This window comes from Gracilibacillus sp. Marseille-QA3620 (genome assembly GCF_054950035.1).
In genome coordinates this window covers 3,732,818-3,758,606 of sequence record NZ_CM143102.1, presented here as the reverse complement: position 1 = coordinate 3,758,606, position 25,789 = coordinate 3,732,818, and the positions used below count along the sequence as shown (strand labels likewise).

Annotated in this window: 27 protein-coding genes, 1 other RNA gene, 1 pseudogene and 1 other annotated feature; of the genes and pseudogenes, 17 read left to right on the top strand and 12 right to left on the bottom strand. The window is 41.3% G+C overall.

Annotated elements, in window-relative coordinates; genetic code table 11:
- Window positions 1-37 precede the first annotated feature (37 nt).
- Window positions 38-568 carry a hypothetical protein gene (locus tag ACY8DX_RS18945; protein WP_462405832.1) on the bottom strand — a complete coding sequence of 177 codons (531 nt, stop codon included), beginning with the start codon at window positions 566-568 and terminating at the stop codon, window positions 38-40.
- A 164-nt stretch (window positions 569-732) separates the two neighbouring features.
- Here ACY8DX_RS18945 and secG point away from each other — a divergent pair, with 164 nt between their 5' ends.
- The 10 genes from secG to ACY8DX_RS18895 all read left to right on the top strand — a co-directional run bounded on the left by secG (window position 733) and on the right by ACY8DX_RS18895 (window position 9,837).
- Window positions 733-966, top strand: coding sequence for a preprotein translocase subunit SecG (gene secG / locus ACY8DX_RS18940; RefSeq protein ID WP_049672739.1), 234 nt, complete (start codon window positions 733-735; stop codon window positions 964-966).
- Between the two features lie 133 nt (window positions 967-1,099).
- Window positions 1,100-1,846 (top strand): alpha/beta hydrolase, encoded by a 747-nt coding sequence (locus ACY8DX_RS18935; RefSeq protein WP_462405831.1) that lies wholly within the window; start codon window positions 1,100-1,102, stop codon window positions 1,844-1,846.
- A 38-nt stretch (window positions 1,847-1,884) separates the two neighbouring features.
- Entirely contained in the window at window positions 1,885-4,278 is a 2,394-nt protein-coding gene (gene rnr / locus ACY8DX_RS18930; RefSeq protein WP_462405830.1) for a ribonuclease R, read from the top strand.
- A gap of 591 nt (window positions 4,279-4,869) precedes the next feature.
- Window positions 4,870-6,252, top strand: coding sequence for an L-cystine transporter (locus tag ACY8DX_RS18925; RefSeq protein ID WP_049669541.1), 1,383 nt, complete (start codon window positions 4,870-4,872; stop codon window positions 6,250-6,252).
- Window positions 6,253-6,358: 106 nt separating this feature from the next.
- Complete coding sequence (locus ACY8DX_RS18920; protein ID WP_049669542.1) at window positions 6,359-6,736, top strand: RidA family protein; 378 nt, start codon at window positions 6,359-6,361, stop codon at window positions 6,734-6,736.
- 69 nt (window positions 6,737-6,805) lie between these two features.
- Complete coding sequence (gene smpB, locus ACY8DX_RS18915; protein ID WP_049669543.1) at window positions 6,806-7,270, top strand: SsrA-binding protein SmpB; 465 nt, start codon at window positions 6,806-6,808, stop codon at window positions 7,268-7,270.
- A gap of 136 nt (window positions 7,271-7,406) precedes the next feature.
- Window positions 7,407-7,768: a transfer-messenger RNA gene (gene ssrA / locus ACY8DX_RS18910) on the top strand.
- Window positions 7,769-8,027: 259 nt separating this feature from the next.
- Window positions 8,028-8,237, top strand: coding sequence for a hypothetical protein (locus ACY8DX_RS18905; RefSeq protein ID WP_462405829.1), 210 nt, complete (start codon window positions 8,028-8,030; stop codon window positions 8,235-8,237).
- A 35-nt stretch (window positions 8,238-8,272) separates the two neighbouring features.
- Entirely contained in the window at window positions 8,273-9,547 is a 1,275-nt protein-coding gene (locus ACY8DX_RS18900; RefSeq protein ID WP_462405828.1) for a TolB-like translocation protein, read from the top strand.
- Window positions 9,548-9,585: 38 nt separating this feature from the next.
- Complete coding sequence (locus ACY8DX_RS18895; RefSeq protein ID WP_462405827.1) at window positions 9,586-9,837, top strand: hypothetical protein; 252 nt, start codon at window positions 9,586-9,588, stop codon at window positions 9,835-9,837.
- A gap of 76 nt (window positions 9,838-9,913) precedes the next feature.
- Here the strand turns inward: ACY8DX_RS18895 and ACY8DX_RS18890 are convergent.
- Window positions 9,914-10,180 (bottom strand): annotated as a pseudogene (locus tag ACY8DX_RS18890) (transposase); the annotation flags it as partial.
- A 126-nt stretch (window positions 10,181-10,306) separates the two neighbouring features.
- Complete coding sequence (locus tag ACY8DX_RS18885) at window positions 10,307-11,641, bottom strand: M20/M25/M40 family metallo-hydrolase (RefSeq protein ID WP_462406981.1); 1,335 nt, start codon at window positions 11,639-11,641, stop codon at window positions 10,307-10,309.
- Between the two features lie 319 nt (window positions 11,642-11,960).
- Here ACY8DX_RS18885 and ACY8DX_RS18880 point away from each other — a divergent pair, with 319 nt between their 5' ends.
- Window positions 11,961-13,016, top strand: coding sequence for a hypothetical protein (locus tag ACY8DX_RS18880; protein ID WP_462405826.1), 1,056 nt, complete (start codon window positions 11,961-11,963; stop codon window positions 13,014-13,016).
- Window positions 13,017-13,225: 209 nt separating this feature from the next.
- Here ACY8DX_RS18880 and ACY8DX_RS18875 read toward each other — a convergent pair whose 3' ends face one another.
- The 8 genes from ACY8DX_RS18875 to ACY8DX_RS18840 all read right to left on the bottom strand — a co-directional run bounded on the left by ACY8DX_RS18875 (window position 13,226) and on the right by ACY8DX_RS18840 (window position 18,751).
- Complete coding sequence (locus tag ACY8DX_RS18875) at window positions 13,226-13,810, bottom strand: peroxiredoxin family protein (RefSeq protein ID WP_462405825.1); 585 nt, start codon at window positions 13,808-13,810, stop codon at window positions 13,226-13,228.
- Window positions 13,803-14,435 (bottom strand): hypothetical protein, encoded by a 633-nt coding sequence (locus ACY8DX_RS18870; protein WP_462405824.1) that lies wholly within the window; start codon window positions 14,433-14,435, stop codon window positions 13,803-13,805. The genes ACY8DX_RS18875 and ACY8DX_RS18870 overlap by 8 nt, the downstream gene beginning before the upstream one ends.
- Window positions 14,435-14,827, bottom strand: a complete 393-nt coding sequence (locus tag ACY8DX_RS18865; protein ID WP_462405823.1) for an OsmC family protein — start codon at window positions 14,825-14,827, stop codon at window positions 14,435-14,437. Before ACY8DX_RS18865 ends, ACY8DX_RS18870 begins: the two co-directional genes overlap by 1 nt.
- Window positions 14,828-14,898: 71 nt before the next feature.
- A complete protein-coding gene (locus ACY8DX_RS18860; protein ID WP_462405822.1) occupies window positions 14,899-15,963 on the bottom strand; it encodes a HAMP domain-containing sensor histidine kinase in 1,065 nt (354 codons plus the stop codon).
- Window positions 15,950-16,648 carry a response regulator transcription factor gene (locus tag ACY8DX_RS18855; protein ID WP_462405821.1) on the bottom strand — a complete coding sequence of 233 codons (699 nt, stop codon included), beginning with the start codon at window positions 16,646-16,648 and terminating at the stop codon, window positions 15,950-15,952. Before ACY8DX_RS18855 ends, ACY8DX_RS18860 begins: the two co-directional genes overlap by 14 nt.
- A gap of 38 nt (window positions 16,649-16,686) precedes the next feature.
- Window positions 16,687-17,400, bottom strand: coding sequence for a cytochrome c biogenesis CcdA family protein (locus tag ACY8DX_RS18850; RefSeq protein ID WP_462405820.1), 714 nt, complete (start codon window positions 17,398-17,400; stop codon window positions 16,687-16,689).
- A 126-nt stretch (window positions 17,401-17,526) separates the two neighbouring features.
- Window positions 17,527-17,760 carry a glutaredoxin family protein gene (locus tag ACY8DX_RS18845; RefSeq protein ID WP_049669549.1) on the bottom strand — a complete coding sequence of 78 codons (234 nt, stop codon included), beginning with the start codon at window positions 17,758-17,760 and terminating at the stop codon, window positions 17,527-17,529.
- Between the two features lie 190 nt (window positions 17,761-17,950).
- The gene (locus tag ACY8DX_RS18840) at window positions 17,951-18,751 is read right to left on the bottom strand and encodes an HAD family hydrolase (RefSeq protein ID WP_462405819.1); all 801 of its coding nucleotides are present in this window, start codon (window positions 18,749-18,751) and stop codon (window positions 17,951-17,953) included.
- Window positions 18,752-18,951: 200 nt separating this feature from the next.
- On the opposite strand from ACY8DX_RS18840, the gene ACY8DX_RS18835 reads away from it, so the two are divergent.
- The gene (locus tag ACY8DX_RS18835; protein ID WP_462405818.1) at window positions 18,952-19,677 is read left to right on the top strand and encodes a MurR/RpiR family transcriptional regulator; all 726 of its coding nucleotides are present in this window, start codon (window positions 18,952-18,954) and stop codon (window positions 19,675-19,677) included.
- Window positions 19,678-19,731: 54 nt separating this feature from the next.
- Here ACY8DX_RS18835 and ACY8DX_RS18830 read toward each other — a convergent pair whose 3' ends face one another.
- The gene (locus tag ACY8DX_RS18830; protein WP_462405817.1) at window positions 19,732-20,853 is read right to left on the bottom strand and encodes a YhgE/Pip domain-containing protein; all 1,122 of its coding nucleotides are present in this window, start codon (window positions 20,851-20,853) and stop codon (window positions 19,732-19,734) included.
- A 162-nt stretch (window positions 20,854-21,015) separates the two neighbouring features.
- Here ACY8DX_RS18830 and ACY8DX_RS18825 point away from each other — a divergent pair, with 162 nt between their 5' ends.
- The 5 genes from ACY8DX_RS18825 (at window position 21,016) to ACY8DX_RS18805 (ending at window position 25,753) form a co-directional block, all read left to right on the top strand.
- Window positions 21,016-21,657, top strand: coding sequence for a TetR/AcrR family transcriptional regulator (locus tag ACY8DX_RS18825; protein ID WP_049669553.1), 642 nt, complete (start codon window positions 21,016-21,018; stop codon window positions 21,655-21,657).
- Between the two features lie 72 nt (window positions 21,658-21,729).
- Window positions 21,730-22,009, top strand: a binding site (T-box leader).
- Between the two features lie 52 nt (window positions 22,010-22,061).
- The gene (locus ACY8DX_RS18820; protein ID WP_462405816.1) at window positions 22,062-22,907 is read left to right on the top strand and encodes an SAM hydrolase/SAM-dependent halogenase family protein; all 846 of its coding nucleotides are present in this window, start codon (window positions 22,062-22,064) and stop codon (window positions 22,905-22,907) included.
- A 292-nt stretch (window positions 22,908-23,199) separates the two neighbouring features.
- Window positions 23,200-23,988, top strand: coding sequence for a hypothetical protein (locus ACY8DX_RS18815; RefSeq protein WP_462405815.1), 789 nt, complete (start codon window positions 23,200-23,202; stop codon window positions 23,986-23,988).
- A gap of 308 nt (window positions 23,989-24,296) precedes the next feature.
- Window positions 24,297-25,082 carry a transporter substrate-binding domain-containing protein gene (locus ACY8DX_RS18810; protein WP_462405814.1) on the top strand — a complete coding sequence of 262 codons (786 nt, stop codon included), beginning with the start codon at window positions 24,297-24,299 and terminating at the stop codon, window positions 25,080-25,082.
- Window positions 25,083-25,096: 14 nt separating this feature from the next.
- The gene (locus tag ACY8DX_RS18805) at window positions 25,097-25,753 is read left to right on the top strand and encodes an amino acid ABC transporter permease (protein ID WP_462405813.1); all 657 of its coding nucleotides are present in this window, start codon (window positions 25,097-25,099) and stop codon (window positions 25,751-25,753) included.
- Window positions 25,754-25,789: the final 36 nt, after the last annotated feature.

Here is a 25,789-nt window from a genome sequence, read left to right as displayed (position 1 = left end):
AGAGCTGCCTCCCAGCCTTGAGGCAGCTCTTCTGTATCTATTTATTGCGGTATTCCCGTTTAAGTTCCGTTTGGAAGCGGTCAAAGAATACGCCAATCAAGAAGAAGGCAATCAGCAGCGGATAGAAGGTGTGGAAGACCTGCTGGACAGATTGGGTGCTCCAGAGTTCGGTCATGAAGCTGCCTGGGCTGATGAACGCCTGAATGATAATCAAACTATGTAAAGCCAGCCAGAATAAGGTCAGCGTCCCCGTACTTGTTCGAACGATGAGTGCCATGACCGCCACAGCTAATGCAGCCGCCCCTATAAGGGCGTACTCGCCTAAGGTGTAGGCATTGTTCATGAAAAGGCTGTAAATGAACAGACCTATTAAGAAAAAATGGACAAAGTACGTCAGGATGTACAACGGCATAGAGCCATTCATTTTTGATAAGAGCAATAGAATGCCTGCTATGAGCAGGAGAATACCTAGGAGATAATCAGCTCGCATGATGAGCAAAATAAAGCCGCCAACTAAGAACCCAGCCATGTTCACATAATCAATTCGTTTCATGATGTAATTAAACATGCCGATTGCCCCTTTCTGAAGGGTAGTAGAAGTCATTATTTATTTTATACCCGACAATGAGGAAAATAACTCCTGTACCAGTCGGGTTTGTTATTGTGAAAAAAAGGCGGGTATGGTAAAGTGATAATATTGAGTAGACCGTAATTAGGAGGTATTTGTTCGTGCTGCATACTGTACTGATTATTTTATTGGTTATTACGTGCATTAGTTTAATTGCCGTTGTCTTGCTTCAATCCGGCAAAAGTGCTGGATTATCAGGTGCTATTTCCGGCGGTGCTGAACAGCTTTTCGGTAAGCAAAAGGCTCGCGGCTTGGATTTGATTTTACACCGTGTCACAATCGTTCTTTCTATTTTATTCTTTGTTCTTACGGTACTTGTATCCTTATTCGGCAAGTAATTTCATATGAGCAAGCAAACATAGCCTGGCGAATTGCCGGGCTTTTTTGATGTTTGAGGGGGCGAAATAATAGCCTTTGCTGAATGTACATCGTAAACTTAGGATACATACATTGCAAAAAGGGGATAGTTACATGAAATTGACACAGCCAAAGCCATTTACTTTTGAGGGAGGAAGCCGAGCTGTCCTGCTCTTGCACGGATTCACAGGCAGCAGCGCTGATGTTCGTATGCTTGGCCGTTTCCTTGAGAAGAATGGGTACACAAGTCATGCGCCGCAATACAGAGGTCACGGAGTTCCGCCTGAGGAATTGGTGAATTACGGACCGATGGACTGGTGGAAGGATGTCATGAGAGCCTATGATAAACTGCGTGCGATGGGGCATAAAGAAATTGCCGTCGCTGGTCTTTCATTAGGTGGGGTATTTTCCTTGAAATTAGGTTACACTGTACCTGTGAAGGGTATCGTACCCATGTGTGCACCCATGTATATAAAAAGTGAAGAAACGATGTATAAAGGGGTACTTGAGTATGCCCGTGAATACAAGAAACGAGAAGGCAAAAGCGAGAGTGAGATAGAGGCTGAGATGAAGGAATTCCAGAAGAGTCCGATGGAAACGCTGAAGGCTCTCCAAGAATTAATTGGAGATGTCAGGGACCATGTAAGCCAAGTGGATGTCCCTCTCTTTGTCGTACAAGGGCGTCATGACCACATGATTAATGTTGATTCCGCGAACATCATCCATGATTCAGCCAAGAGCGAGCAGAAGAGCTTGAAATGGTATGAGGAATCTGGACATGTTATTACAACGGATATCGAGCGTGATCAACTTCATAAAGATATACTCGAATTTTTAGAAGGATTAGATTGGACTGATTAATCCTTCAATCTAGAGAAGTGAAGGAAGGAGGGGTTTGAATGGATGACAATATACGTCAACTCGTAGACAAGCTATATTCTTATATGAAAGAAGAAGCTTACAAACCCATGACAGTACAAGAATTAGAGGAAGCGATGGGCATTGATGATTCCGAGGATTTTAAGGATTTCGTCAAGGCGCTCGTTTATATGGAAGAGCGAGGAAAGGTCGTAAGGACGCGTTCCAATCGTTACGGTTTGCCGCAGCGCATGAATCTCGTTAAGGGGAAGGTTTCCGGCCATGCGAAAGGCTTTGCCTTCGTTATTCCTGAAGAGAGAGACATGATGGATGATATCTTCATCCCGCCGCATGAGCTTAATAATGCGATGCATGGCGATACCGTTATGGTACGGGTGTCGGGAGAATCCTCAGGTGCCCGCCGTGAAGGATCCATTGTCAAAATCGTAGAGCGCGGTGTCAAGAATGTCGTCGGTACGTATACCGAAACAAGAGGAATTGGTTTCGTCATTCCGGATGACAAGAAAATGGCAAATGATATCTTCATCCCGAATGAGGCGAAGCATGGCGCCATTGAAGGCCATAAGGTTGTTGTGAAAATCACTACTTATCCAGAAGGCAGAATGTCTGCTGAGGGAGAAGTTGTGGAAATCTTAGGACATAAAAATGACCCAGGTGTGGATATCCTTTCTATTATCCACAAATTTGAGCTGCCGCAGGAATTCCCTGAGGATGTGCTTGAACAAGCAAACCGTACGCCGGATGTGATTGATGAGAAGGATTTGAAGGACCGCCGTGATTTGCGCGGCCAAACAATCGTTACGATTGATGGCGCGGATGCGAAGGACTTGGACGATGCGGTTACAGTTACACGTCTTGATAACGGCAATTATAAGCTTGGTGTCCATATTGCGGATGTTTCTCACTATGTAACAGAAGGCTCCCCGATTGATAAGGAAGCTTTGGACAGAGCGACAAGTGTGTACCTCGTCGACCGGGTTATTCCGATGATTCCACATCGTTTATCCAACGGAATTTGTTCCTTGAATCCAAAGGTTGACCGTTTGACGTTATCATGCGAAATGGAGATTGATTCAGAAGGAACGGTTGTTTCCCATGAAATTTTCCAAAGTGTGATCAAGACAACAGAACGGATGACTTATTCAGATGTGAATGAAATCCTTGTGGATAAGAATGAGGAATTAATTAAGCAGTACGAACCATTAGTGCCGATGTTTGAGGAAATGGAAAAGCTTGCAGCCATTCTGCGTCAAAAACGGATGAGACGCGGAGCAATCGATTTCGATTTCAAGGAAGCGAAGATCCTTGTGGATGAAAACGGAGAACCGACGGATGTTGTCATTCGCACGCGTTCGGTTGCTGAGAAATTGATTGAAGAATTCATGCTTGCAGCCAATGAAACGGTGGCAGAGCATTTCCACTGGATGGATGTTCCGTTCCTATACCGGATTCATGAAGAGCCGAATGAGGCGAAGCTGCAAAAGTTCTTCGAGTTTATCGTTAACTTTGGCTATATCGTAAGAGGAACAGCTAATTCGGTACATCCGCGTGCCCTTCAGGAAATCATTGAAGCGGTGGAAGGAAAGCCGGAGGAAATGGTTGTCTCAACCGTCATGCTTCGTTCTATGCAACAGGCAAAGTATGACCCAGAGAGTCTTGGTCACTTTGGGTTATCAACAGACTTTTACACACATTTCACATCGCCGATTCGTCGTTACCCTGACTTAATTGTCCACAGATTAATCAGAACTTATTTAATTAATGGAGATTTAAGCAGCCAGACGCAGGAGAAATGGAATGAAAAGCTTGGCGAGATTGCTCAGCACAGTTCTGCCATGGAACGCCGGGCAGTTGATGCTGAACGTGAAACAGATGACCTGAAGAAAGCGGAATTCATGGAAGACAAGATTGGCGAGGAATTCGACGGCATCATCAGCTCTGTCACGAATTTCGGGATGTTCGTTGAATTGTCCAACACGATTGAAGGTCTTGTCCATGTCAGCTATATGACAGATGACTATTATCATTTCGATGACCGTCAGTACGCGATGATTGGCGAGCGGACAGCAAAAGTCTTCCGCATCGGTGATGAGATTACGGTCCGTGTCATTAATGTCAACAAAGACGAGCGTGCGATCGACTTTGAAATCGTCGGCATGAAGGACAACCGCCAGCGCGAGCGCGGCGAGAAACGTATCTTTAAAGCTGAGCCAGGCAAGAATCGGCGCAAGGATTCAGGACGCCCGCAAAAAGGCGGAGGCAAGCGCAATGAGCGCGGAGGTGGAAGCAAAGGCCCTGGCTCTGGTTCAGGCTCCAGCCAAGGCTCCGAGAAAAAAGGACCTAGAAAGAAAAGAAAGTTCTATGAAAACGCCCCTAATGCTAAGCGCAAATCCGGGCGCAAAAAGAAACGATAAACGGAGGAGAGTACCCCATTGGGATGGGGTGCTCTTTTTTTATAGAGGTTGTGCTTCTATGGAGGAATTACTCAGGAGCGGGCGAGCGGTCAGCACACATAAGCCAGATTTATCGCCCTTACCCTAGTATTTTCGCCCATACAAAGAATGTTTCGCCCTTAAATCTTGGTGTTCGCCCATAAAATTGTTGTTTTCGCCCTTAACCAGTGAAAGCTCGCCCTTAAAAGATGAAATCCTGAATCGCCCATTAAAAAAAGAAGACCGATCAAGGCTGGATAAATGAAAATGGACAAGCTGACGGTCTTTTTGCAGAGATTACTGTATTTCTTAGTTGAATTTCTATAAAAGATATTACTTTTTACTAGGACAGCCAAATCGAAATATCGTTTCCTATGACCAATGACCCCTATTTACGATATTCTGATTCAATGGCCATCCCCTCGGGTAGCAGAAAGACAAGGTTTTTATCCATCAGTGTACGATTTTAGAGGAAAATCCAAATGATAAGAGCATATAATTTACAAATCGTTCAAGAATGTTTATAATCCTTATAGTAATACTATGAATTAGCGAAGAGGGGGATATACCAAAGTGGATACTTTGTTATTGCTTGTCAATATTATTTTGTTACTAGCTCTAATCGGTCTTTTATATTTCATGCAGAAGAAACATGTCTCGTTTTCTAAGCGGGTATTTACAGCTCTTGGCCTTGGGCTCATCCTTGGCTTCTACCTGCAGTTCGGCTATGATAGCGGATCAGAGGTGCTTGAGGGTACGAAGAATTGGTACAGTATCGTTGGAACCGGCTATGTCAGCTTCTTGAAGATGATTGTCATGCCATTGATTGTTGTTTCCATCATCTCTGCGATTATCAAAATTAAAGGGGATAGCGGTGTTGGGAAAATCAGCTTTTCCATTATCGGTGTGCTCGTTGCCACAACAGCGATTGCGGCAGTTATTGGGATTGTGAGTGCACTAGGGTTTGACCTTTCCGCTGATAATCTTGAAAATGGTGAAGCAGAGCAGGCTCGCTCTGCCCAATTAGAAGAAACGATGGTTCAAGTAGACGACTTAAGCTTCCCTGAGCGGATTCTGCAGGTCATCCCAACGAACCCATTTCTTGATTTAACTGGACAGCGTCCTACTTCCACTATTGCAACCGTCATTTTTGCCGCCTTTATAGGGATAGCAGCAATTGGGGTGCGCAGAAAGGCTCCGGAAGAGTTCGCGACATTTGAGAAAATTATTGATGCGCTGTATAAGATTGTGATGCGGATTGTGACATTGATTCTCCGACTTACTCCATACGGCATTGTGGCTCTTATGGCCAATACGATTGCGAATACGAATATGGATGGGGTTATCGAGCTTTCCCGATTCGTCATCGCCTCCTATGTGGCGCTGATTGTCATGTTCCTTGTTCATCTAGTCATTTTAAGCTTCTCTGGACTTAGCCCGGTACAATATGTAAAGAAAATTGGACCATTGATGACATTTGCCTTTACATCCCGATCTAGTGCAGCTGCGATTCCAATCAATGTGGAAACCCAGACCACTCAATTCGGGAACTCAAGAGGCATTGCGAATTTTGCGGCATCTTTAGGTGCATCCATCGGTCAGAACGGCTGTGCGGGAATTTATCCGGCTATGCTGGCCGTCATGATTGCGCCAGACCCGCTTGATCCGGCTTTCTTGATTCAACTAGTCATCATCGTAGCCATCAGTTCATTTGGTGTCGCTGGTGTTGGCGGCGGTGCAACATTTGCTGCCTTGATTGTCCTATCAAGCATGAATCTGCCAATCGGCATCGCGGCTCTTTTGATTTCTGTTGAACCACTTATTGATATGGGCCGTACTGCTCTTAATGTGAGCGGCTCTGTGACAGCTGGTCTAGTGACAGGAAGAGCGACAGGACAGCTTGATAAAAAAGTTTATAACAGTGAAAAAACAGAGATGGAATCTGTTGAATTGTAAGGATGTGCACCCGCACATCCTTTCTTCCTTTTAGACAGCAGGAAAAAGCCGGTTCAAGTCGAATAATATAAGGGTATGGAATAGAGTGAAATGGAGGAATACTACTATGGGAAAGAAAATCATCCAAACATCAAAGGCTCCTAGCGCAATCGGCCCTTATTCTCAAGCTATCGAGGCCAATGGATTCGTGTATACATCCGGCCAACTGGGACTTGACCCGGAAACAGGGGAATTAAGAAGCGGTATTCGCGAACAAACACAGCAGGCGTTAAAGAATGTCCAGGCTATCTTGAATGAGGCAGGGCTGAGTCTAGATAATGTGGTTAAAACAACGGTGTTCCTGCAGGATATGAATGACTTTGCAACGGTTAATGAAATCTATGCGATTTACTTTAACAGCTCCCTTCCGGCAAGAAGTGCCATTGAGGTCGCACGCCTGCCAAAGAACGGGCTTGTAGAAATAGAGGCAATTGCTGTAGTATGATAATAGAAAGAGCCAAGTAACGGCTCTTTTTTTCAAAATGACCCGTATAAAGAGAGAGGGGGTATGGACATGCCAAAAGGAGCAGGAAAAGTCATTGGACAGAACAAAAAGGCATACCATGATTACTTTATTGAAGAAACCTATGAGGCAGGAATTGTTCTCCAAGGAACGGAAATCAAATCGATTCGTAATGGCCGCGTGAATCTGAAGGATTCCTATGCGAGGATCATTAATGGCGAGGTCTTCCTGATGGGAATGCATATCAGCCCATATGAGCAGGGGAACCGCTATAACCACGATCCGCTGCGCGTGCGCAAGCTTCTTCTACACAATAAAGAAATCTCCAAGCTGATCGGCCAAACGAAGGAACAAGGCTATGCACTCGTCCCATTGAAGCTTTATTTGAAAAACGGCTTCGCGAAAGTGTTAATCGGCCTTGGTAAGGGTAAGAAGAATTATGACAAGCGTGAAGATCTGAAGAAGAAGGAAGCCAAACGCGAAATTGAGCGTGCCTTCAAGGAACGGCAGCGCTAATCTGGTTTAAAGCCCAAGTTCTTACAATTGAATTTCACATCCGTTGTGATATAATAATTCATGTACCGTAATTGAATAGAAGCAAAGCAAACAAGCTTTGAGCTTCTTCATTTCGTACGCTCCACATTCTTAATGAGGGGACGTTACGGATTCGACAGGGGTAGTTCGAGCTTATGTTGCGAGTCGAGGGGATCGGCCTCGTTAAAACGTCATAGCCTATAACTGGCAAACAAAACAACAACCTAGCTTTCGCTGCCTAATAACAGTCGATAGCTGTTCCTCCCTCCATCGTCCATGTGGTAGGGTAAGGGACTCACTCTAAGTGGACTACGCCGGATCTCGCCGTCTGAGGGAGAAGGAAGAGAACAATCAGACTAGCTGCCCGGAAGCCTGTCGATAGGCCGAAGGACCAGCGAATCGCCAATATATCGACTACACTCGTAGAAGCATAAGTGCCGTTATCTTTGGACGTGGGTTCGACTCCCACCGTCTCCACCAATACATAGTTTTGGTGGTTTTTTATTTTTTTGACGCTAACCAGACTGTCAATGCTGAAAAATGAATAAAGTAAAGTGATCAGATACCTAAAAAGAAAGATGATTCTCTCTTCTTAGGTATCTTTTTTGTTGGATTTATTATTTCAATATAAATAGATGGCCAAATTGCATTGAACTTTATCCTCACACCAATGAATGCTTTGGTTAGACTGAGCACCTGAAAGTGGAAAAGGAACAGCTTCATCTACCTATGGAGGTTTATGGCACTTGGTAATAATCGTTTTACGATTTTAGGTGCTATGTTTTTTAGGACAATATCGATTAGGTTGTATCATTTTTTTTGGATTAAATTGCCAGTGGGTTTATCTACTATTTCATTAGGAATGGGCGCATTATGGGAGTTTTATCAAAACCAACAGATGGAAAATTTAGAATATATAAAAGGATATTATTATTATAGTATAATTTAAAATGTTTTTATACTTTAATATGGAAGAGTGATTGAATGTTAAGGGAAATGAAATGGACACTAGCCGCGATAGTATGCACACTCCTTGTTGCTGGGTGTAGTAATATATCTTCTAGTTCTCAACAAAATGATGACGTATATGTCATGATGAAGGGCAATGATTTATATATTAAGTATCCTGAAAAAGATTCTGAAAAAGTAGCATCTAATGTTTTAGAGGAATCTGCTAGTTATATAGATGGAAAGGGACTCATGTTTGTAGATGATGATTATAGTTTGTATTTGTATGAAGATGGAGAAAAACAAAAAATAGCTAATAATGTATCTGATAAATCTATTACATATGGGTTGTCTGATAACTCTGATACAATAGCTTATCTTTCTGATGAAGATGATCTCTATGCCATTTTTAATGGGAAAGATAAAATAAAAGTAGCGTCAGGTATTTCCTATTATAAAATTTCCTCAGATGGTGAACATATCTATTATACGAATGAGAAAGATGATTTGTATTGTTTCTCGAGCGACAAACAAAAGGATAAAATCGCTTCAGAAGTAATTTACTATGATATTTCTGATGATGGCAATAAAATTGTCATTTATACAGGTGGGAATGATTTATACATACGTGATATAGAAGAAGAGGATAAAAAGAAGATTATTAGTGATGAGGAAATCTATTATTATAATATGATTATAGATAATAATGGTGATTTAGCCTATTTGACGGACTATGATGATGATGACAAAAAAGGGGAATTGTATTTTAAATATAGAAATGGAATCAGTCACAGAATTGCCTCTGATGTATCTTATTTCCATAAACAAGATGATTCCTTCTACGTATTAGATGTTGATGGGAATCTATGTGTGAAAGATATCGGTTCAAAAAAATCAAAGAGGAAGTTGGCTGAGGAAGTACATAAATTCTATGTTGTTGGTGAACAAGTATATTATATAGATGGCGATGATAATTTATTTTCCATTAAGAATGGCAAGAAAGAAAAAATTGGAGTAGATATTTCTCAGGGTGAATACAATTATCAGGTTTCTACTCTAGGTGAAAACATCGTATTCTTAACAAAGGATAATGAACTTTACTTTAATGCAGAAAAGATAAGTAGTGACGTTGAATTATTCGTTGCTTATGTAGACAAAATTATTTATCGAACTGACGATAATGCTTTACATTCGGTATCTATAAATAAACTCGACAAAAAAGGCGAATTTAAAAATCCAAATTCCTATAGTTCGATATATTATGGAAATCAACTTGTCTATAATTCGATATTATCTGCTGAAGATATTTAGGAGTTTGGGAAATCAAAGCCGATTCTTTAAGTGGTTATATGGAGTTTGTCGATAATGATTATTATGATGATCATATTGATATCACTTCTTATATGGATAATGAAGAAGATGACGATACATTTAAAATAACGGATAGTACAGAGAAAACAATTATTTTGGATGATAAAATCATTTTAACAAAAATCAGCGATAGCAAATGGAAGGTTTCGGACACCGATAATCCGAATGAGTATTATTGTGAGATGACAAAGTCAACCAATCAAAAACTCGCTGATTATAAAGAAAAATGAGAACCTATTATTACGATGGATATAGTTCTTCATTAATGAGGAAAGATATTAATATATTTTTAAGCTATGTTTTTCTTTATCTACTTGCCGCGGATTTCCGTAAATTCACAGCCCTTAACGCAAGACCCATTTCATTTTCAATCTTTGTTTCACCCAGTACAAAAGATTGGGTGAAACGCAAATTAGCCTTCAAAAATTCAAAAACGGGTTCCGCATTTATTTTTCTTTGACATTAGATCAAGCTAGTTTTCTCTTCTGATTACCTCTCTCTTACATATTCTTTTAGTTCTTCCCATTTCTCATTCACCATTAGTGTCCGGCTGTTGTTTTCCATGGATTTAGTTGTGGTGACTTAAAACCAGCAGAATTATGAAGAATCAAAAGCCGGAGAAATTTTACTTGTTGTAAAATTCTCCGGCTTTTTCATTTAAGAGGAGGGTTTTGTCCCAGCCTCTTCATTTTGAACCAATTATTTATCAAGTGGAGGGACTTGTTTCCGGACGACATCAAATAACCCGGAACCAATTATATCAAGAGCAGATTGCATCCTTTCAACCGAGATATTATCTTCAATTGTATCCTGTGGTGTATGGTAGACTTTCTCGATATGGTAGATGAGCGGATCCCAGCTATCAATGCCCATCCAGATGAAGAGGGCAGCAGGTATACCAGCATTATGGAATGGAACGTGATCGCTTGAACCGAATGTACCTGGCAGAATATCAGAGTTTCCTAGGCGTGCACCTGCTTCCATCGTTGAATCAGTGACCATATTTGTGGAGCCGTTTGGCGTCATGGCGTAAAGGTTTTTCGCTGGTCCGTAGCTTGTGGCTACCATGTCCGGAACGAAGACAGCATCGATATTTTCTCGTTGTTCCTGGGTTAATTGGTCCACATAATGTCTTGCACCGAGAAGGCCGCGTTCCTCTGAACCAAAGGCAATGAATTTAAGTGTTTTATCCGTATTGTAGCCCTTGTAAACACGCGCAAGTTCGAGCATTAAGCCAACACCTGATGCGTTGTCATTTCCGCCAGGCGCCCCTACTACACTGTCATGGTGTGCACCGAGAATGACTTCTTTTGTATCTTTTTTCTTTCCTTTTGGAGCTTTCGTGGCGATGACATTCACGGATTCAAGATTCGTGAATTGCTCTGCTGACAGGCTTAATTCAACAGGGCCTCCTGCCAATTGTTCTTTCAGCCATTCACCTTGGATGAAAGCTGCTCCATAAACAGGAATATCAACTGGTTGAGCTAAGCTAGGATTAAAGGTCGAGCCGTAATTTCCGCGGCTTCCTGTGAGACTTTGCAGAATAACACCTACAGCTCCGGCTTCAACAGCATTATTTACTTGTGTACGGTAGGAGGCGGTTGTAGAAGCTCTAGGCATGACCACGATTTTCCCGGCTGTATCAGCTGGGAAGTCGGCAAGATTGGTCCCTCCATCTACAAAAATAAGTTCGCCGTTAACCGTTTGCCTGCTGACCTTTCCATTTGGAGCCGCCCCCATCTGCCAAGAGGTTCCGTCCGCAAAGGCCACATCAGCGATGTATTGATCAGCTACAGGGAAATGCTGAAATTCTACTTTGTAGCCATAGCCCTTAAGTACATTAGCAATGTATTCAGCTGAATCCTTTTCTGCTTGCAGCCCGCTTGGTCGGGGGCCAATTTCCTCAGATAAAAAGCGGACATGCTCAATTGCCCGTTCAGCATCAACTCTCGCTATGATTTTCTGATCCTGTGAATAGCCAGATTTGCCATTGTTGCTGCCCTCATTCGCTGAGCCAACCGTGCTGAATGCCATCGATATTGCTAACAGTGAAGCTGCTACTTTAAAACCACTTTTCGCCAAACCATGATTTCCCTCCTATTATTCATACATATTTATACATTTTTATCATATTTTACAAAGTTGAAAGAGGACAAGTTAAGAAACTACTAGTTTTATGTTCTTTCTAAAGAACTATAAAACGGGATTTCATAGGCTAAAAGGCAGGTTAGTTCTGTAGAAGAAACACAACCAATCGGCAAATTTCTTCGTTTTACGTTATGAAAACTACCATAAATAAACATGATTTCAGGACTTTCACGGTGTTCGTTTTGATAAACTAGTTGATAAGAGAATGATTCATACATGGGAGGCGATTGAATTGGTTTGGCAGCTTGCTCAAAAACAAAGGTGGTTAATTGCTGCTGGTATCATAATGCTGGGAAATGTGGCAGCCTATCAGATCATTGCTTTAGAGCAATTGACACATGCACAGCAGAGAGGGGTTGTGATTGGCTCCATCCTAGATTGTGTTGTTTTGGTTCCGGTGTTTATCCTCCTTCATATAAAGAAATGGAATGTAAAAACCGTGCTGACTGTCATGGCTGCTGGGATGCTGTTCATCAGATTTATCATACCAAGTGCCTTAATGGAGCCTTTCGAGGTGTTAACGTGGACAGCTATTGGCATTGAGGCAGCCTTTGTTAGTATTGAAATTATTTTATTGCTTCTGTTCGCTCGTTATTTACCAGGTATATTTCATCAGGTGAAACGCGGTCAAACCTCCATGTTATTTACTTTGCAAAAGGAAGCGAAAGCAAAGGGAAAAGGGAACCCCATTGTTAGAGTCCTCATTTCAGAGATCCTTGTATTTTATTATGCTTTCTTAAGCTGGCGAAAGCCTGCCAAAGAAGCAGGCTGGACAGTCTATCAAAAAACTTTTTATGTACCGATGTTCATTATGCTTATTCATGCGATTATAATTGAGGGCATCGGTTTTCATTTCTTCTTTGCGGAGAAGCTTCCTCTCCTGGCTTGGATTCACACGATTTTTTCTGTTTATGGATTGATTTTTCTTGTGGCAGATTTTCAGGCATTGCGTAAAAATCCTCTCTTCATACAACATAATCACCTCTATCTATCAAATGGCTTGATGAGAAATATATGCATTGATTTAGAAGACATAAAACAAATTCATGATCATCTGGAGGAAAAGAAGGTCTATCATTTTAAAGCTTTAGGGACGACAGAGGAAAAACCGAGTTTTATTCTCGAATTGAAAGGACCTCAATCCATTCACCTTGTTGGAGGCCTGACAAAACAAGTGACGTATATTGGCGTGTATGCCGATGAGCCTGCCTTAGTAAAGAAAGCATTATTCGATCATAAGGGAGGGGCAGGAAGATGGTGAACGTACATGAATGAAACGGGACTGTTCGATTTCACCTATTCCTGCATCTAATCCAATAGTACAAAGAGCCCTCGAAAACATCTGTGGCGTTTCCTGAGGGCGTCTATCTTGATTGAGCATAAGGAACTGTAGGTGCTGTGAAAGGTCAAGGCTCATCATTGCCTTCTGTTTAATGTCGATGTATCCAAGGAATTGCACAATTTTCGAAGCTACTGAATATCCCCAATCAATCCTTTCATCATCCCCTCATCCATCGGGCCGACAATTTTCTTAGCAATGACACCTTTTGTATCAATGATATAGCTTGTTGGAATGGTGAAGGCTTGGTATTGCTCGCCAATTAGACCTTCTTCATCGAGCGGGATGGCAAAGGTAAGCTCGTAATCCTGAATGAATGTCTTGATGCCTTCTTTGCCATGGTCAATATTTGTAAGATTGACAGCAATAATTTCAACACCCTCTTCTTGGTGCTTTTCATAGAAATTTTGCATATGAGGCATCTCAGCTTTGCAAGGCGGGCACCATGTCGCCCAGAAGTTGAGGATGACCTTTTTACCTTTGTAATCTGATAGCTTCATCGTTTCCCCATCTATTGTGGTGAGTTCAAAGTCAGGAGCAGGCTGTCCTTCCTTGACTTGAGCAGTAGTTGAATCAGCCGTTTTAATGCCTTCTACGGTGCCTTCAGAGTCTCCATTACTTTCACTTTTTTGATTATCGGCTGGGTTCCATAGATTGACGAATACGATTGCGAGAGCCAATAAGAGTATGGCTATGGATAAGAAATTTTTATTCACGTTCTTCACCGCCTAAAGAATTATAGTTGGAGCGACCCCGGATAGAAAGGGTATAGGCTATGACTGCCAGCCAGCTGAAGGTCAGAATTTCAATGGACAGAATGGACTGGAAGAAGCTGATTATGAATAGCTCTAAAAGAAAAATAAAGAAAAATAGCTGCGTAGAAAAGCTTTGTTTATTCCCTTTAAGAAGCACTACATAACCAATCAGTAATAGCAGATTAAGTAGGACAGCCGGTACATTTGTTTCCAGCGCATAATGGATTGTTTCAAAGCCGATAAAAAATAATAGGACTAGCATAGTAGCCTGGCGATGAATCGGCTGTCGTTTTTTCTCCGAAATATAAAACAGATAAATGGAGAGCGAGACAAGAGCAAGGAAATGCCCTTTTATGCCGCCATTGAAGTAAGCGATAGACAGAGGTATGTCTAGGAACATATCAAAATGAAACAGGATATAGCTGAGCTTCCATACGAGGAAATAAAGAAAGAAGCCGTTCCAGTACCAGTCATCGAGCTTCCTTCCAAAAGCGAATCTATATAAGAGTGATGTGATTAAAAGGGTGAGAAGGACGGCCAGCCAAATAGCGGGAATCGTCAGGCTCCCAATAGTGAAATAGCTCATTATTTATCACCTGCAAATATTACTTCATAGTTAATATCAATAGAACTGATCACAGATTGGATCATGCCGCAATTTTTCATCATTAGCTTTGTTACCTTTTCGGTGGATTCCGGCGACAGTGTCTTATCTGCATGAACGGTCGCGAAGAAGCATAATTGGTTAATTCGATTGGCTTCTTCAGGAATCCTTGAAACGGAAACCTCTATATCCACTTGTCTGACTCCAAGCCGCTTCTTCTGAAGTATGTCCCTAAGCACAGTACCGCTGCATCCAGCTAAGGAAGACACGAAGAGTTCTATTGGACGATATCCTTTCTGATTATTTGGAGATATTAGCAGCTCTCCATAGCCCAAATCGGCTGACATGATTTCATTATTAATGGTAAATTTCATGTGTTCCCCTCTCTTCTGTCATTAGTATGGAAGGCTTTTATTAAGGTTTGATTAAGAAAACATGCGCATATTTATCGATCCCTATCTATTGGGAGGATAATGTTAAACGTATGGTGAATGCCATCTGTTTGTAAAGCGATTTCTCCCCTATGGGCAGCTGCGATACTCTTAGCAATAGCTAATCCTAAGCCAGCTCCGTTCGATTTTGTACTTCTGGATTCCTCTAAACGATAGAACCGTTCAAATAGTAAGTGCTTTTTTTCTGGAGCAATGAACTGTCCTGTATGAGAGATCGATATGGTGAAGAGATTTCCAGAGTGAGAAGCTGTTATCGTTAAATCGCTTCCTGTATTGTAATCGAGCGTATTTTGCAGGATATTGGTGAATATTTGCTTAAGTCCGTTTTTATTGCCCATGATGATTGCAGGCTCTATATGGATTTCCTGTTGATTAAATGTTTCATCCAGCTTTAAACGGAAGACATTTAATGATTCTCTTAGAATGGTGTGGACAGGTAATGGTTCGAATGGTTTTTCCGAGAAATACATGCCATTGCTCCATGTGTTAAGCTCTGTAATCCGTTCCACAATGCTTGTCATTCGGCGTGATTCCTCAAGCAGCGAGCCGAATAACTCCGGGTCGCCGTCAATGACACCAGATTGCAAAGCCTCAAGATAGCCGTTGATGTTGGTTAATGGCGTACGCAGCTCGTGTGCAATGTCACGAAGCATTTCTTCTCGTTTTTCCTGAAAAGACCCAAGCGCAGCTGTCATTGAATTAAAGTTCTCCGTTAGTTCCTTCAATTCTCCTGAAGAAGGCACGATTACCTCCTTAGGAATCTGTCCATTCCTAACCTCTTTAGCGGCCACGGATAAATTTCTAATAGGATCCATCATTTTTCGGACAGTGAAATAATGGAACAAGCCGGCAATGACAAATGTGGCCATACTAATCTTCCATAGATATCTGTTTAAGGTATCGACTAGGTCCTGGCCAGTAATCTGTTCGGAGTTTACGAGAAAACAAGCGTATTCTTTGATTGAAAAAGCGGCAAGGAGAATTACGAGCAGCACGACAAGGCTATTCAGCACAACGAGACGAGATAATAAATGAGGCAATTTCCTAAACGCCGACAAATTTATACCCCATTCCTCTTACCGTCTGGATATAATCCTTCGGTGTCTTTTCCTTGATTTTTTCCCGCAAATGCTTGATATGCACATCAATTGTCCGCTCTAGAACGGCCTTTTGATTATTTTCATAAATATCGTTTAGTATCTGTTCTCGCGATAAAACTTGATTAGGATGCTTCATGAATAAATGAAGCAGTTTAAATTCAAATTGTGTCAGTTCAAGTGCCTCTCCATTAATGAGTGCTTCCCCTTTGGCTGGCTTAAGCGTAAAGCCGGTAAAACTTAGTTTTCCGCATCGGCTTGAGGTTCTTCGAAGGACGGCTTCGATGCGCACCATCAGCTCCACAGGACTAAAGGGTTTGACGACATAATCATCTGCCCCGAGCTTGAAGCCCTGTATGCGATTTTTTTCTGATATCTTAGCGGTAAGCATAATAATGGGCATCATACTTTTTAAATCTTCTCGCACCCATCGGCAAAGCTCTTCACCGCTGATTTTTGGGAGCATCAGGTCAAGAATTAAGATACATGGATCAAACTGCTCAATTTTCTTCATGGCCTCTTGACCATCTGCTGCTTCCATTACCTCATAACCATCTTTTTGTAAGTAAATTTTCACGAGTTTTCGAATCTTGGGGTCATCCTCTACCACAAGAACTGTTTTTCCGATTAGATTCTTATTGAGCAAAGTAATCATCCTTTACAAAATAATATGAACCAGCCTACTTAGAATGGAAACAGGCTGTAAGCGGAAAGCCAGGCGCTGATTTTTTGCATCTGACCGCTTAAGACAAGAAAACCTAGGGCAACCATAATCATTCCATTGACAAATGCAAGTTTCGATAAGTACTTATTAATCTTGCGGATTGTCTTTAATGAATATGAAATCACGACTGAGATGATGAAAAACGGGATGGCCATTCCGAGTGAATAGGCCGTTAATAAGAGAATCCCCTGGCTCAACGTATCGGATGAACTTGCTAATAAGAGAATGGAAGAAAGGGCAAGCCCCACACAAGGGGACCAGCCGCTGGCAAATGCCATCCCGAGCAAAACAGAGCCAAACATGCCCTTTGAATCAGATTTTGTATGGAATTTTTTCTCCATCAGCAGGAATTTAAAGTTGAGCAAGCCAGCCATCTGCAAGCCAAAGATAATGATCAACAGTCCTGCTATCTGCATGATGATTACGCGGTAATTCATCAAGACCATTCCGATAAAGCTGGCGGAGGCACCAAGAGCAATAAAGACCATGCTGAATCCAATAATAAATCCAAAAGAACGGAAGTATAGCTTTCTTCGGTCTACCTGCAGTTTGGCGTTTTCAATTCCTCCCCCGGTCAGGTGGGTAATATAGGCGGGCAAAAGCGGAAATACGCATGGGGAAAAGAAGGACAGCAATCCAGCTGCGAGAGCAAATACTATTCCAACATCATTCATGAACAACGACTCCTTTATTCCCATGATGAAGACCTTTTGTTAAGGATTGATTAAGAAAGGGATGCGGATAATATGAAAAAAGCTTGAAGACTTGTCTATGAAGTCTTCAAGCCTCGCTTGCGTCTATTATTTTTGAACATACTGCATTAAGCTCTCAGGGTCAAACCCAAGAACCCAGTGACCATTTACATTTGTTTGCGGTACACCCATCTGTCCAGTTTCTTGGACTAATCGTTGTGCGGCAATCGGATCTGCTTGCACGTTCACCTCTTTGTAGTTTAATCCTTGAGAATCAAGGAATTGCTTCATCATTGTGCAGTAAGGACAAGTATTTGTTGAGTAAACAGTAATGTTGTTCATTCTGTATGCCTCCTTTGGTTTTTATACCCCTAAGGGTATGTTAACGCCTGCAAATTATTCTGTCAAATAGATGAACTTATTTGCTGAAACATTGGGTCAGCAGGACTTTCTGGTTGTGCCGTTTCAGGGCAGTCTTTTGAAATAAATAAAAAAAGCGCTAATCCACATCAGATTAGCGCTTGCGAACTTTTTATCCTTGCAGCGACAAGAAATGCTTAATCGTCCTTAATACCCCGTCTTCCTCGTTGGAGCGAGTGATATAATTAGCCGCATCTTTTACTTCTTGCACGGCGTTGCGGACGGCAAAGCTGTATTCAGCACATGCCATCAGCTCGATGTCATTGTATGTATCACCGAATACCATTGTTTCTGCTGGTGTGACATTCAATAGCTCCTGTAAATGCTGGACAGTGGTGCCTTTATGCACATTTGCATTTGTGATATCAATCCAAGCCGCCTCCGATGCGACGATATAGGCGGAATCAAAGAATGGGGATAGTTTCTCCCGCGTTTCTATGCATCTATTCAACGAATCATGAATTGTGATTTTGATGAAGTCTTCCTTTATTTCGCTGAAATCAGCTGCTTGTCTGACTTGTGCATAGGATCGGCGGACAATCGCTGCTTCCTCTTGGGATGTGGAGTCCTTAATGACCGCACCGCTTTGTGTGCACGCAATAATGGTATGGTCTGGACTTAATTCCTCGAGAAGCTGGATGATTTTCTGGCCGAGTTCATTGCTTAGCAGGGATTCATAGACAAATTCCCCGTTATGCTTGATTCTTGTTGCGCTGTCTCCTAATATCCATAAATCTTTAGCATCTTCTCCGAATAGCTCCTCAACCCGTTCACATTGTTTCCCGGTGACAGGGGCGAAGTAGACATTTTTCTCCTCCATCAGCTGCTTAACTTCCTTGTACAGCTCCCTGTTATAATCCCCGTTGTTTTTTAAGAAAGTTCCGTCCATATCAGTTAGCACTAATTTAATCATTTGAACCCCTCCGTTGTTGAATCATTTCTCTACCTCTTTATGATAACGGGGGGAGGCTTTGTGAAACATCCATTGGCTGCATTATGTCCGGGATGACACAAAAAATCATTTGTTTCATAACTGTCACACCATGTGACTTTTCTTGAACTATGTTAAACTAATGTTGTCAATCTTCTTAGGAGAAGGAGCGTATTTATTCTATGTTCTCAAGTGAAGTCATTCGTTCGTTCAATGAGCTGGAAACAGCTATTTATCAATACATATGCCAGAATGGCGAGAAGGTTGTTTATATGAGAATCCGCGAATTGGCGGATGAAACGCATGTTTCTACAGCGACCATTCAACGCTTTTGTAAAAAAATAAACTGTGACGGTTTTTCTGAATTTAAGATTAAATTAAAGATGTACTTAACACAGGAGAAGAAGCAGCCAATCAAAAATGCCGAGCATTCCTTTGTGGAATTTTATGAGCGAACCTTGAAGGGTGATTTAGATCAAAAGGTGAAGGAAGCTGCAGCTATGGTCGGTAAAGCGGAGAATGTCATTTTCTTAGGAATTGGCAGCTCGGGGATTCTGGCTGAGTATGGGGCCAGGTATTTCTCAAGCATTGGGAAATTTTCCGTGCATATTAAGGATCCCCTCTTCCCGGTAAATTCCAGTCTCATGCAGGATAGTGTGACGATTGTCTTGTCGGTCTCAGGAGAAAATCATTTTACGGTGACTCATCTTAATCAGTTTAAGCATAAGGGAAGCAAAATTATCAGTATAACAAACCATAATAATTCAACGGTGGCAAAGATATCAGATATGAATATCTCTTATTTTGTGACTGAGGAATTTTGCGAGGGTTCTAATATTACGACACAAGTGCCAGTCGTCTATATCCTCGAATCCATGGGACGGAAAATACATCAATTGAATCAATAAAAAAGAAATCTTGCCGGCTCTAAAAAAGCTGACAAGATTTCTTTGTATCTGCACCTATTCTGTTTTAGCTGTCTTAGCGGAAGCTTTCGCTGTAATGGCAATGGCAGAAACAGCGGCAATCCAACAGAGGATTTGGGCGCTGTCATTCCATGCGGATCCGTTAAAGAAAAGAATTTCCTTCAGCCCGTCAAAGAGGAAACGCATAGGCATCCATGGGTAGATCCAGTCAGCATAGAACGCTGGCATCATCTCTGGTGCAAGCTGGACTAATGGGAGACCGAAGAACATCAAGAGTACGAAAATCGGCAGGGCGGCATAGCCAATCCAGCTTAATGCGGCCAAGACCAGCAGGATGAAACCGCAGCTTGCGATGGAGGCGAATAAGGCTACATCATTGAAGCTTGCGTATTCAAAGCCGAGCATCCAGGTGGACAGCCATGTGGCGAGATAGCCAGTGAAGAACCCAAGCGCAGCTCCGACACCGATCTGCAATAAGCGAAATTTGAGCTGTTCGCCAATGGAATTGAATACACGCTTACGTCCTGCAAACCACATTAATACGGCACTGATAATGCTTCCTAGCCAAATCGGCTGGAATAGAGAGGTTGGAGCCATGGCTAAGTCTCCTGTTTGGTTGACCATGATGACCTCGCTTTGGATTGGGGAAGCGAAAATTTGTGCTTGTTCAGTTGATAAAGTCACATTTTTTTCTTTCATGGCCGCAAATAATTGCTGACTCATATTGGTGTTCAGCTGTGTGACCATGGCGGTTAGCGCCTGATTCACTACAGTTGCTACGTTTGTATTCATTCCTTGGTTCACATAGACCTGTAAGGCTGGTGATTCTGGCGCTGCTGTTTGAAGCGAAGCGTATTTCTCGGAGAAATCATTAGGAATCACGAGAGCACCGTAGATTTCTTTCTTATCCAACAGCTCATTCATTTCGTCCGTGTTTTTAACCACCGTGAATTTGAATGTCTCGTTTTTTGAAGTTTTAACATTCGTCTGAATCATGTTGACCATTGTTTCTCCCATCACGCCTTGGTCTTCTGATACAAGGGCAATCGGCAGGTCTTTCGGGTTGGAGCGTGCACTTGGAATGGCAGTGGAAACAAAGACGAATAATAATACGAGAACGGCACCAAATGCAGCGAAGAAAAATTTATTGTCTTTCACTTGTATTCCTCCTCATCTATTTATGAACACTGTGTTGATTAAATTACGTGTTTATCTTATCCTAGATATAACCAATACACCATCATCAATTTTGATGGAGATGTTCATTAAACGACAGATTCAAAAATGTGTTCATTAACTTTTTGGGAAAGAGGATAATCCATGACCAATAACTATGACCGCCGTGTCATCAGGACGAAAAAAGAGATTAAGGAAACCTTTATTTCCTTATTGGAGGAAAAGAACTTTGAGAAGATTTCCGTGCGAGATTTAACGGAACGTGCGGGAATCAATAGAGGCACCTTTTATCTGCATTACTTAGATAAATACGACCTTTTGGACAAGCTTGAGGGGGAACTATTTGCGAAGATTCAAGCGATTATTGATGAACTGCCGTTTACGAACCATCCCGATATGGAGGGGTTCGCAAAGGACCGCCTTGTTTTCATTATTCGTTTGCTTGAATGCTTTCGTGAAGAGGCTGATTTCATGAAGGTCATCCTGAGTGCGAATGGGGATGCTCATTTTAAGGAGAAGATACGGGAAGTCTTCGTTTACAATATCGAGGATGTTTTCTCTAAAGCATCGGAAGAGAATCAAATGCATTATCCATTGGAATTATACTATGCCTATATTTCCTCTGCCCATTTAGGGGTGTTAACTTACTGGCTGCAGACGGATTCGAAGGAGCCACCGGAAATGATTGCGAATATGCTGCTTGATATTATTTTAAAGGGTCCGTTGGCGGCGATTGGGCTCGACCGTTACTTCTATGGAAGCTCTGGTGATAGTTTCATCAAGTAGGACACTTTTGTCTATTATTGTTATTGACATATGATCATGAACCTAGATAATATATAAATAATTCAAAATATTTAAAAGGCATTGAAGAGAAGAGTAGATTAAGATGATTTCTCTAAAGAGAGCTTCGGCAGCTGAAAAGAAGCGGGAAGGAACTTGATTGAACATGGCCTCTGAGCCTCGTGCTGAAAGGATCGAGTATTCTATTGCGAGTAGGATTCGGCGAGATTTGGTACTCGTTATCCATACCAGAGTGTAAAAAACGATTGATTCGTTTATGCACTTACTGAGGCTGTTTATGTGAATAAATAGTGAATTAAGGTGGTACCGCGTGCAATCACACCACGTCCTTAACGAATAGGAGGACGTGGTGTTTTTTATTTATATGCATACAGATAGGTGGGATTGTGATGAAACGATTATTAGTATTTCAATCTGATTTCGGATTAAGCGATGGGGCGGTCAGTGCCATGTACGGGGTGGCCTTATCAGTCGATCCCTCGCTGAAGATTAGCAATAATACGCATGACATTCCGACGTTCAATATTTGGGAAGGCTCCTATCGTCTCTTGCAGGCCATTCCGTATTGGCCAGAGGGCACGGTATTTGTATCAGTGGTTGACCCAGGAGTTGGCTGCGACCGCCGCAGTATTGTGGCGAAGACATCTGCCGGGCATTATGTAGTCACACCCGATAACGGTACATTATCCCATATTAAGAATAAGATTGGCATCACAGAGGCAAGGCTGATTGATGAGAAGGTGAACCGCCTTCCCCGCTCGGGAGAATCTTATACCTTCCATGGACGTGATGTATATGCTTATACAGGAGCAAGAATCGCCGCTGGTGTGATCAGCTTTAAGGAAGTCGGACCAAAGATTGACGTAAAGTCACTTGTGGAATTCCCTCTCTCTGAATTATATAAAAAGGAAGATGAAATCAAAGGTATTATTGAAATATTAGATATAAGATTTGGAAACCTATGGACCAATGTCCCAAGAGAACTATTTAAGCAATTGAATATCCCATTGGGTGATAAAGTATTAATCAAGATTGAAAAGGATAAAACTGTCCGGTATGAGGAGGAGGTCATTTATGGGCGCTCCTTCGCGGACAGTGAGCTAGAGGATGCGATTCTGTATGTCAATTCCCTTGATAACCTCGGATTGGCTCTCAATCAGAAATCATTTGCTCATACGTATGGAATTGGCACAGGCAGTGACTGGAAGATTTCTATACGTAAGTTGCGATGATGAACTCGAGATGTTTACATCAAGTATAGAATTCTACTTTTTAAATAATAGATAGGTCAAAAAAATCCTGCTGGGAAATGCGGGATTTTTTTGACTTCATTTATTTCGTAACGGAATAATAGGCTGCTTAAATCTATAAAAAGGCATCTACTGCATTTAATGAGGAGAAGAAAAAAGTGATAAAGATGTCACGTAAAAATGATAAAGAAAAAAGCCTTAAAAAGATATATGACAAATATATTTTTATACTAAAATAATAATATAGAGACTTGAAGAATGGGGAGTGTTAAACATGAAAAAAGGAATCTATCTTATAATGGCGCTGCTATTATCTATCAGTTTATGGGGATGTTCAGACCAATCAGCAAAGAAAAGTAAGTCCCCGGATGAGATATTCATCGAGGATTTCAGCAAAGCAATCAATCGAAGATGGACGGCACAAGATAAACTCAATGAAGACATTGATGAAGAAGAGTATAACAAGAAAAATGTCGAGATTCTTGAGGCAGAACTAAAGACCATTGAAGAAAGCTTAGAAAATGTAGAGGATAAAGACTTAAAAGATACTGCCAGCCAGTACGTTGAAGGAGCCAAAATCCAAATTGAAATGTTTAAAACGACAGATTACGAGCTGCAATACCAGTATAGTGAAGAATCAGAGAAGCTAAGAAAGCCTGCATTGATTAAATTGGTGGATGAGTATGGTGTAGAAATTGATGAAGAACACCAGCAAACCTATAAGGATTTCAAAGAGCAAGCAACTGTCATTAATAAAGAGAATGAAGCCAATAAATATGCTGAAAAGCTAGCACAAGAAATCACCTTTGAAAAGTCAGAGGATGAATATGGCGATATCACATATACAGCTATCGTTGAAAATACTTCAGAAATTGAATTTGAATCGATCTTTTATAATGTTCAATATAAAGATAAAGATGGAATCGTTGTTGGAAACGACAATATTCTTTTAGAAAATTTTAATCCTGGTACAAAACAAAAGGTGAAATTAATCCTTGCACCAGAGGAAACAGAAACCATTGGGGTTTCATTGGATAATATTTCGCTTGATGATGAAATGTAAATAGGTTTGGAATGGGTGAGTGTTCCGGAGTAAGTAAATAGAGGTTTTTGTTGAAGTATAGATTGTCGGATAAGACGGTCTATACTTTTTTTATTGTTGAAGAGATATTAATGAAACTTAGGTATATACGGTGTTGCAAGCGGTTGTAGGTTAGTCACTCTTACTGTTCGATCTAAAAAGGAAGTTCATGAGGATATATTTTAGTCATTTCTTATTCTTGAGGTTTATAGACTAGAAAAAGACAAGTTTATGAGAAAGGTACTTTTAAACTGGATTGAAAAACATTGGGAAGATAAGGAGGGGAAGAAATGAAAAAAGGTTTTCTATTTATTATGATTCTCATCTTTATGAATGTAATGGCGGCATGTGATTTTAATAAGGATAATGATGAAAGGAATGTGCTTGAGCAAATTAAGGAGAAGGAAGAAATTAATGTGGGTATTGAAGGGGCATATCCGCCATTTAATTTCTATAATAGCTCGAATGAACTGGAGGGTTTTGATGTAGATATTACGAATGAAATAGCCAAGCGTATGGGAGTGAAGGTGAATTTTGTGGCAACTCCTTGGGATTCCATTATTGGAGGCTTGTTATCTAATAAATATGAAATCATTATCTCAAGTATGGCCATTACAGAGGAGAGAAAGCAGAAGGTAGATTTCACTGAACCATATTATCGAACGGGCGCTCAGTTATTTGCTCCATCGAATACAGATATAAAAGATGTCAATACAGATTTAAAGGGTAAGAAAATAGGTGTTGTAACGGGGACTACTTTCACGAAAGAGGTGGAAAGGCTTGGTGGCGAGCCAGTGCTCTATAAGTCTGATTTATTGTCATTTCTAGATTTGTCTAATGGCAGGATTGATGGTGCCATTACTGATAAGGCTGTTGGAGGAAATATCATTGTCGAGAATGATTACGATCTTTCACCGGTAGGCAATATTCTCTATGATGAAGTTGCTGGAATTACGGTGAACAAGGGAGAAAAGGAGCTAGTTAAAGAGATTGATCAACATATTAAAGATATGGTGAAGGATGGAACATATAAAGATATTAGTGAGAAATGGTTCGGAACAAGTATTTATGAATAGAGGGAGAGATAGATATGCTGGACTTTGGCTTAGTGGTTGATTATCTACCCTTCATGATAGAAGCTGCATGGGTCACTTTGAAGATTTCCATCCTATCAACGGCCTTTGGGCTCGTTTTAGGACTAGTTGTCGCTTTACTTAAGATCTCAACGATCAAGGTCCTCGTTCACTTCGCTAATCTTTATTTATGGATCATCAGAGGAACCCCTATGCTTGTGCAGTTATTTTTAATTTATTATGGGTTACCTCAGGTCGGCATTGAATTAACACCAATGACAGCTGCTGTTGTGGCTTTAGGAATCAATGCCGCGGCTTATATTGCCGAGATTTATCGGGGAGGAATCATGTCCATCTCCCAGGGGCAAATGGAAGCGGCAGAATCATTGGGAATGGGGTATTTCTTGAGAATGAGAAAAATTGTATTGCCACAGGCATTGCGTGTATCTCTGCCTTCATTAGGAAACCAGGCAATCATGATGTTAAAGGATTCCTCATTAGCCTCACTTGTAACCGTATCAGAGCTATTGATGGTATCGCAGCGATATGCAGCATCCAATTATGCGTTTATTGAGTTTTATATAGTAGCTGCTGCTTTTTATCTATTTATGACTACGATTTTCACGTTTATCTTAACTAGAGTAGAGAAGCGGATGTCAATCGGGGAAGTCTAGAAGATGTGCATTGGAGGATAGTGGGGATGGATAATC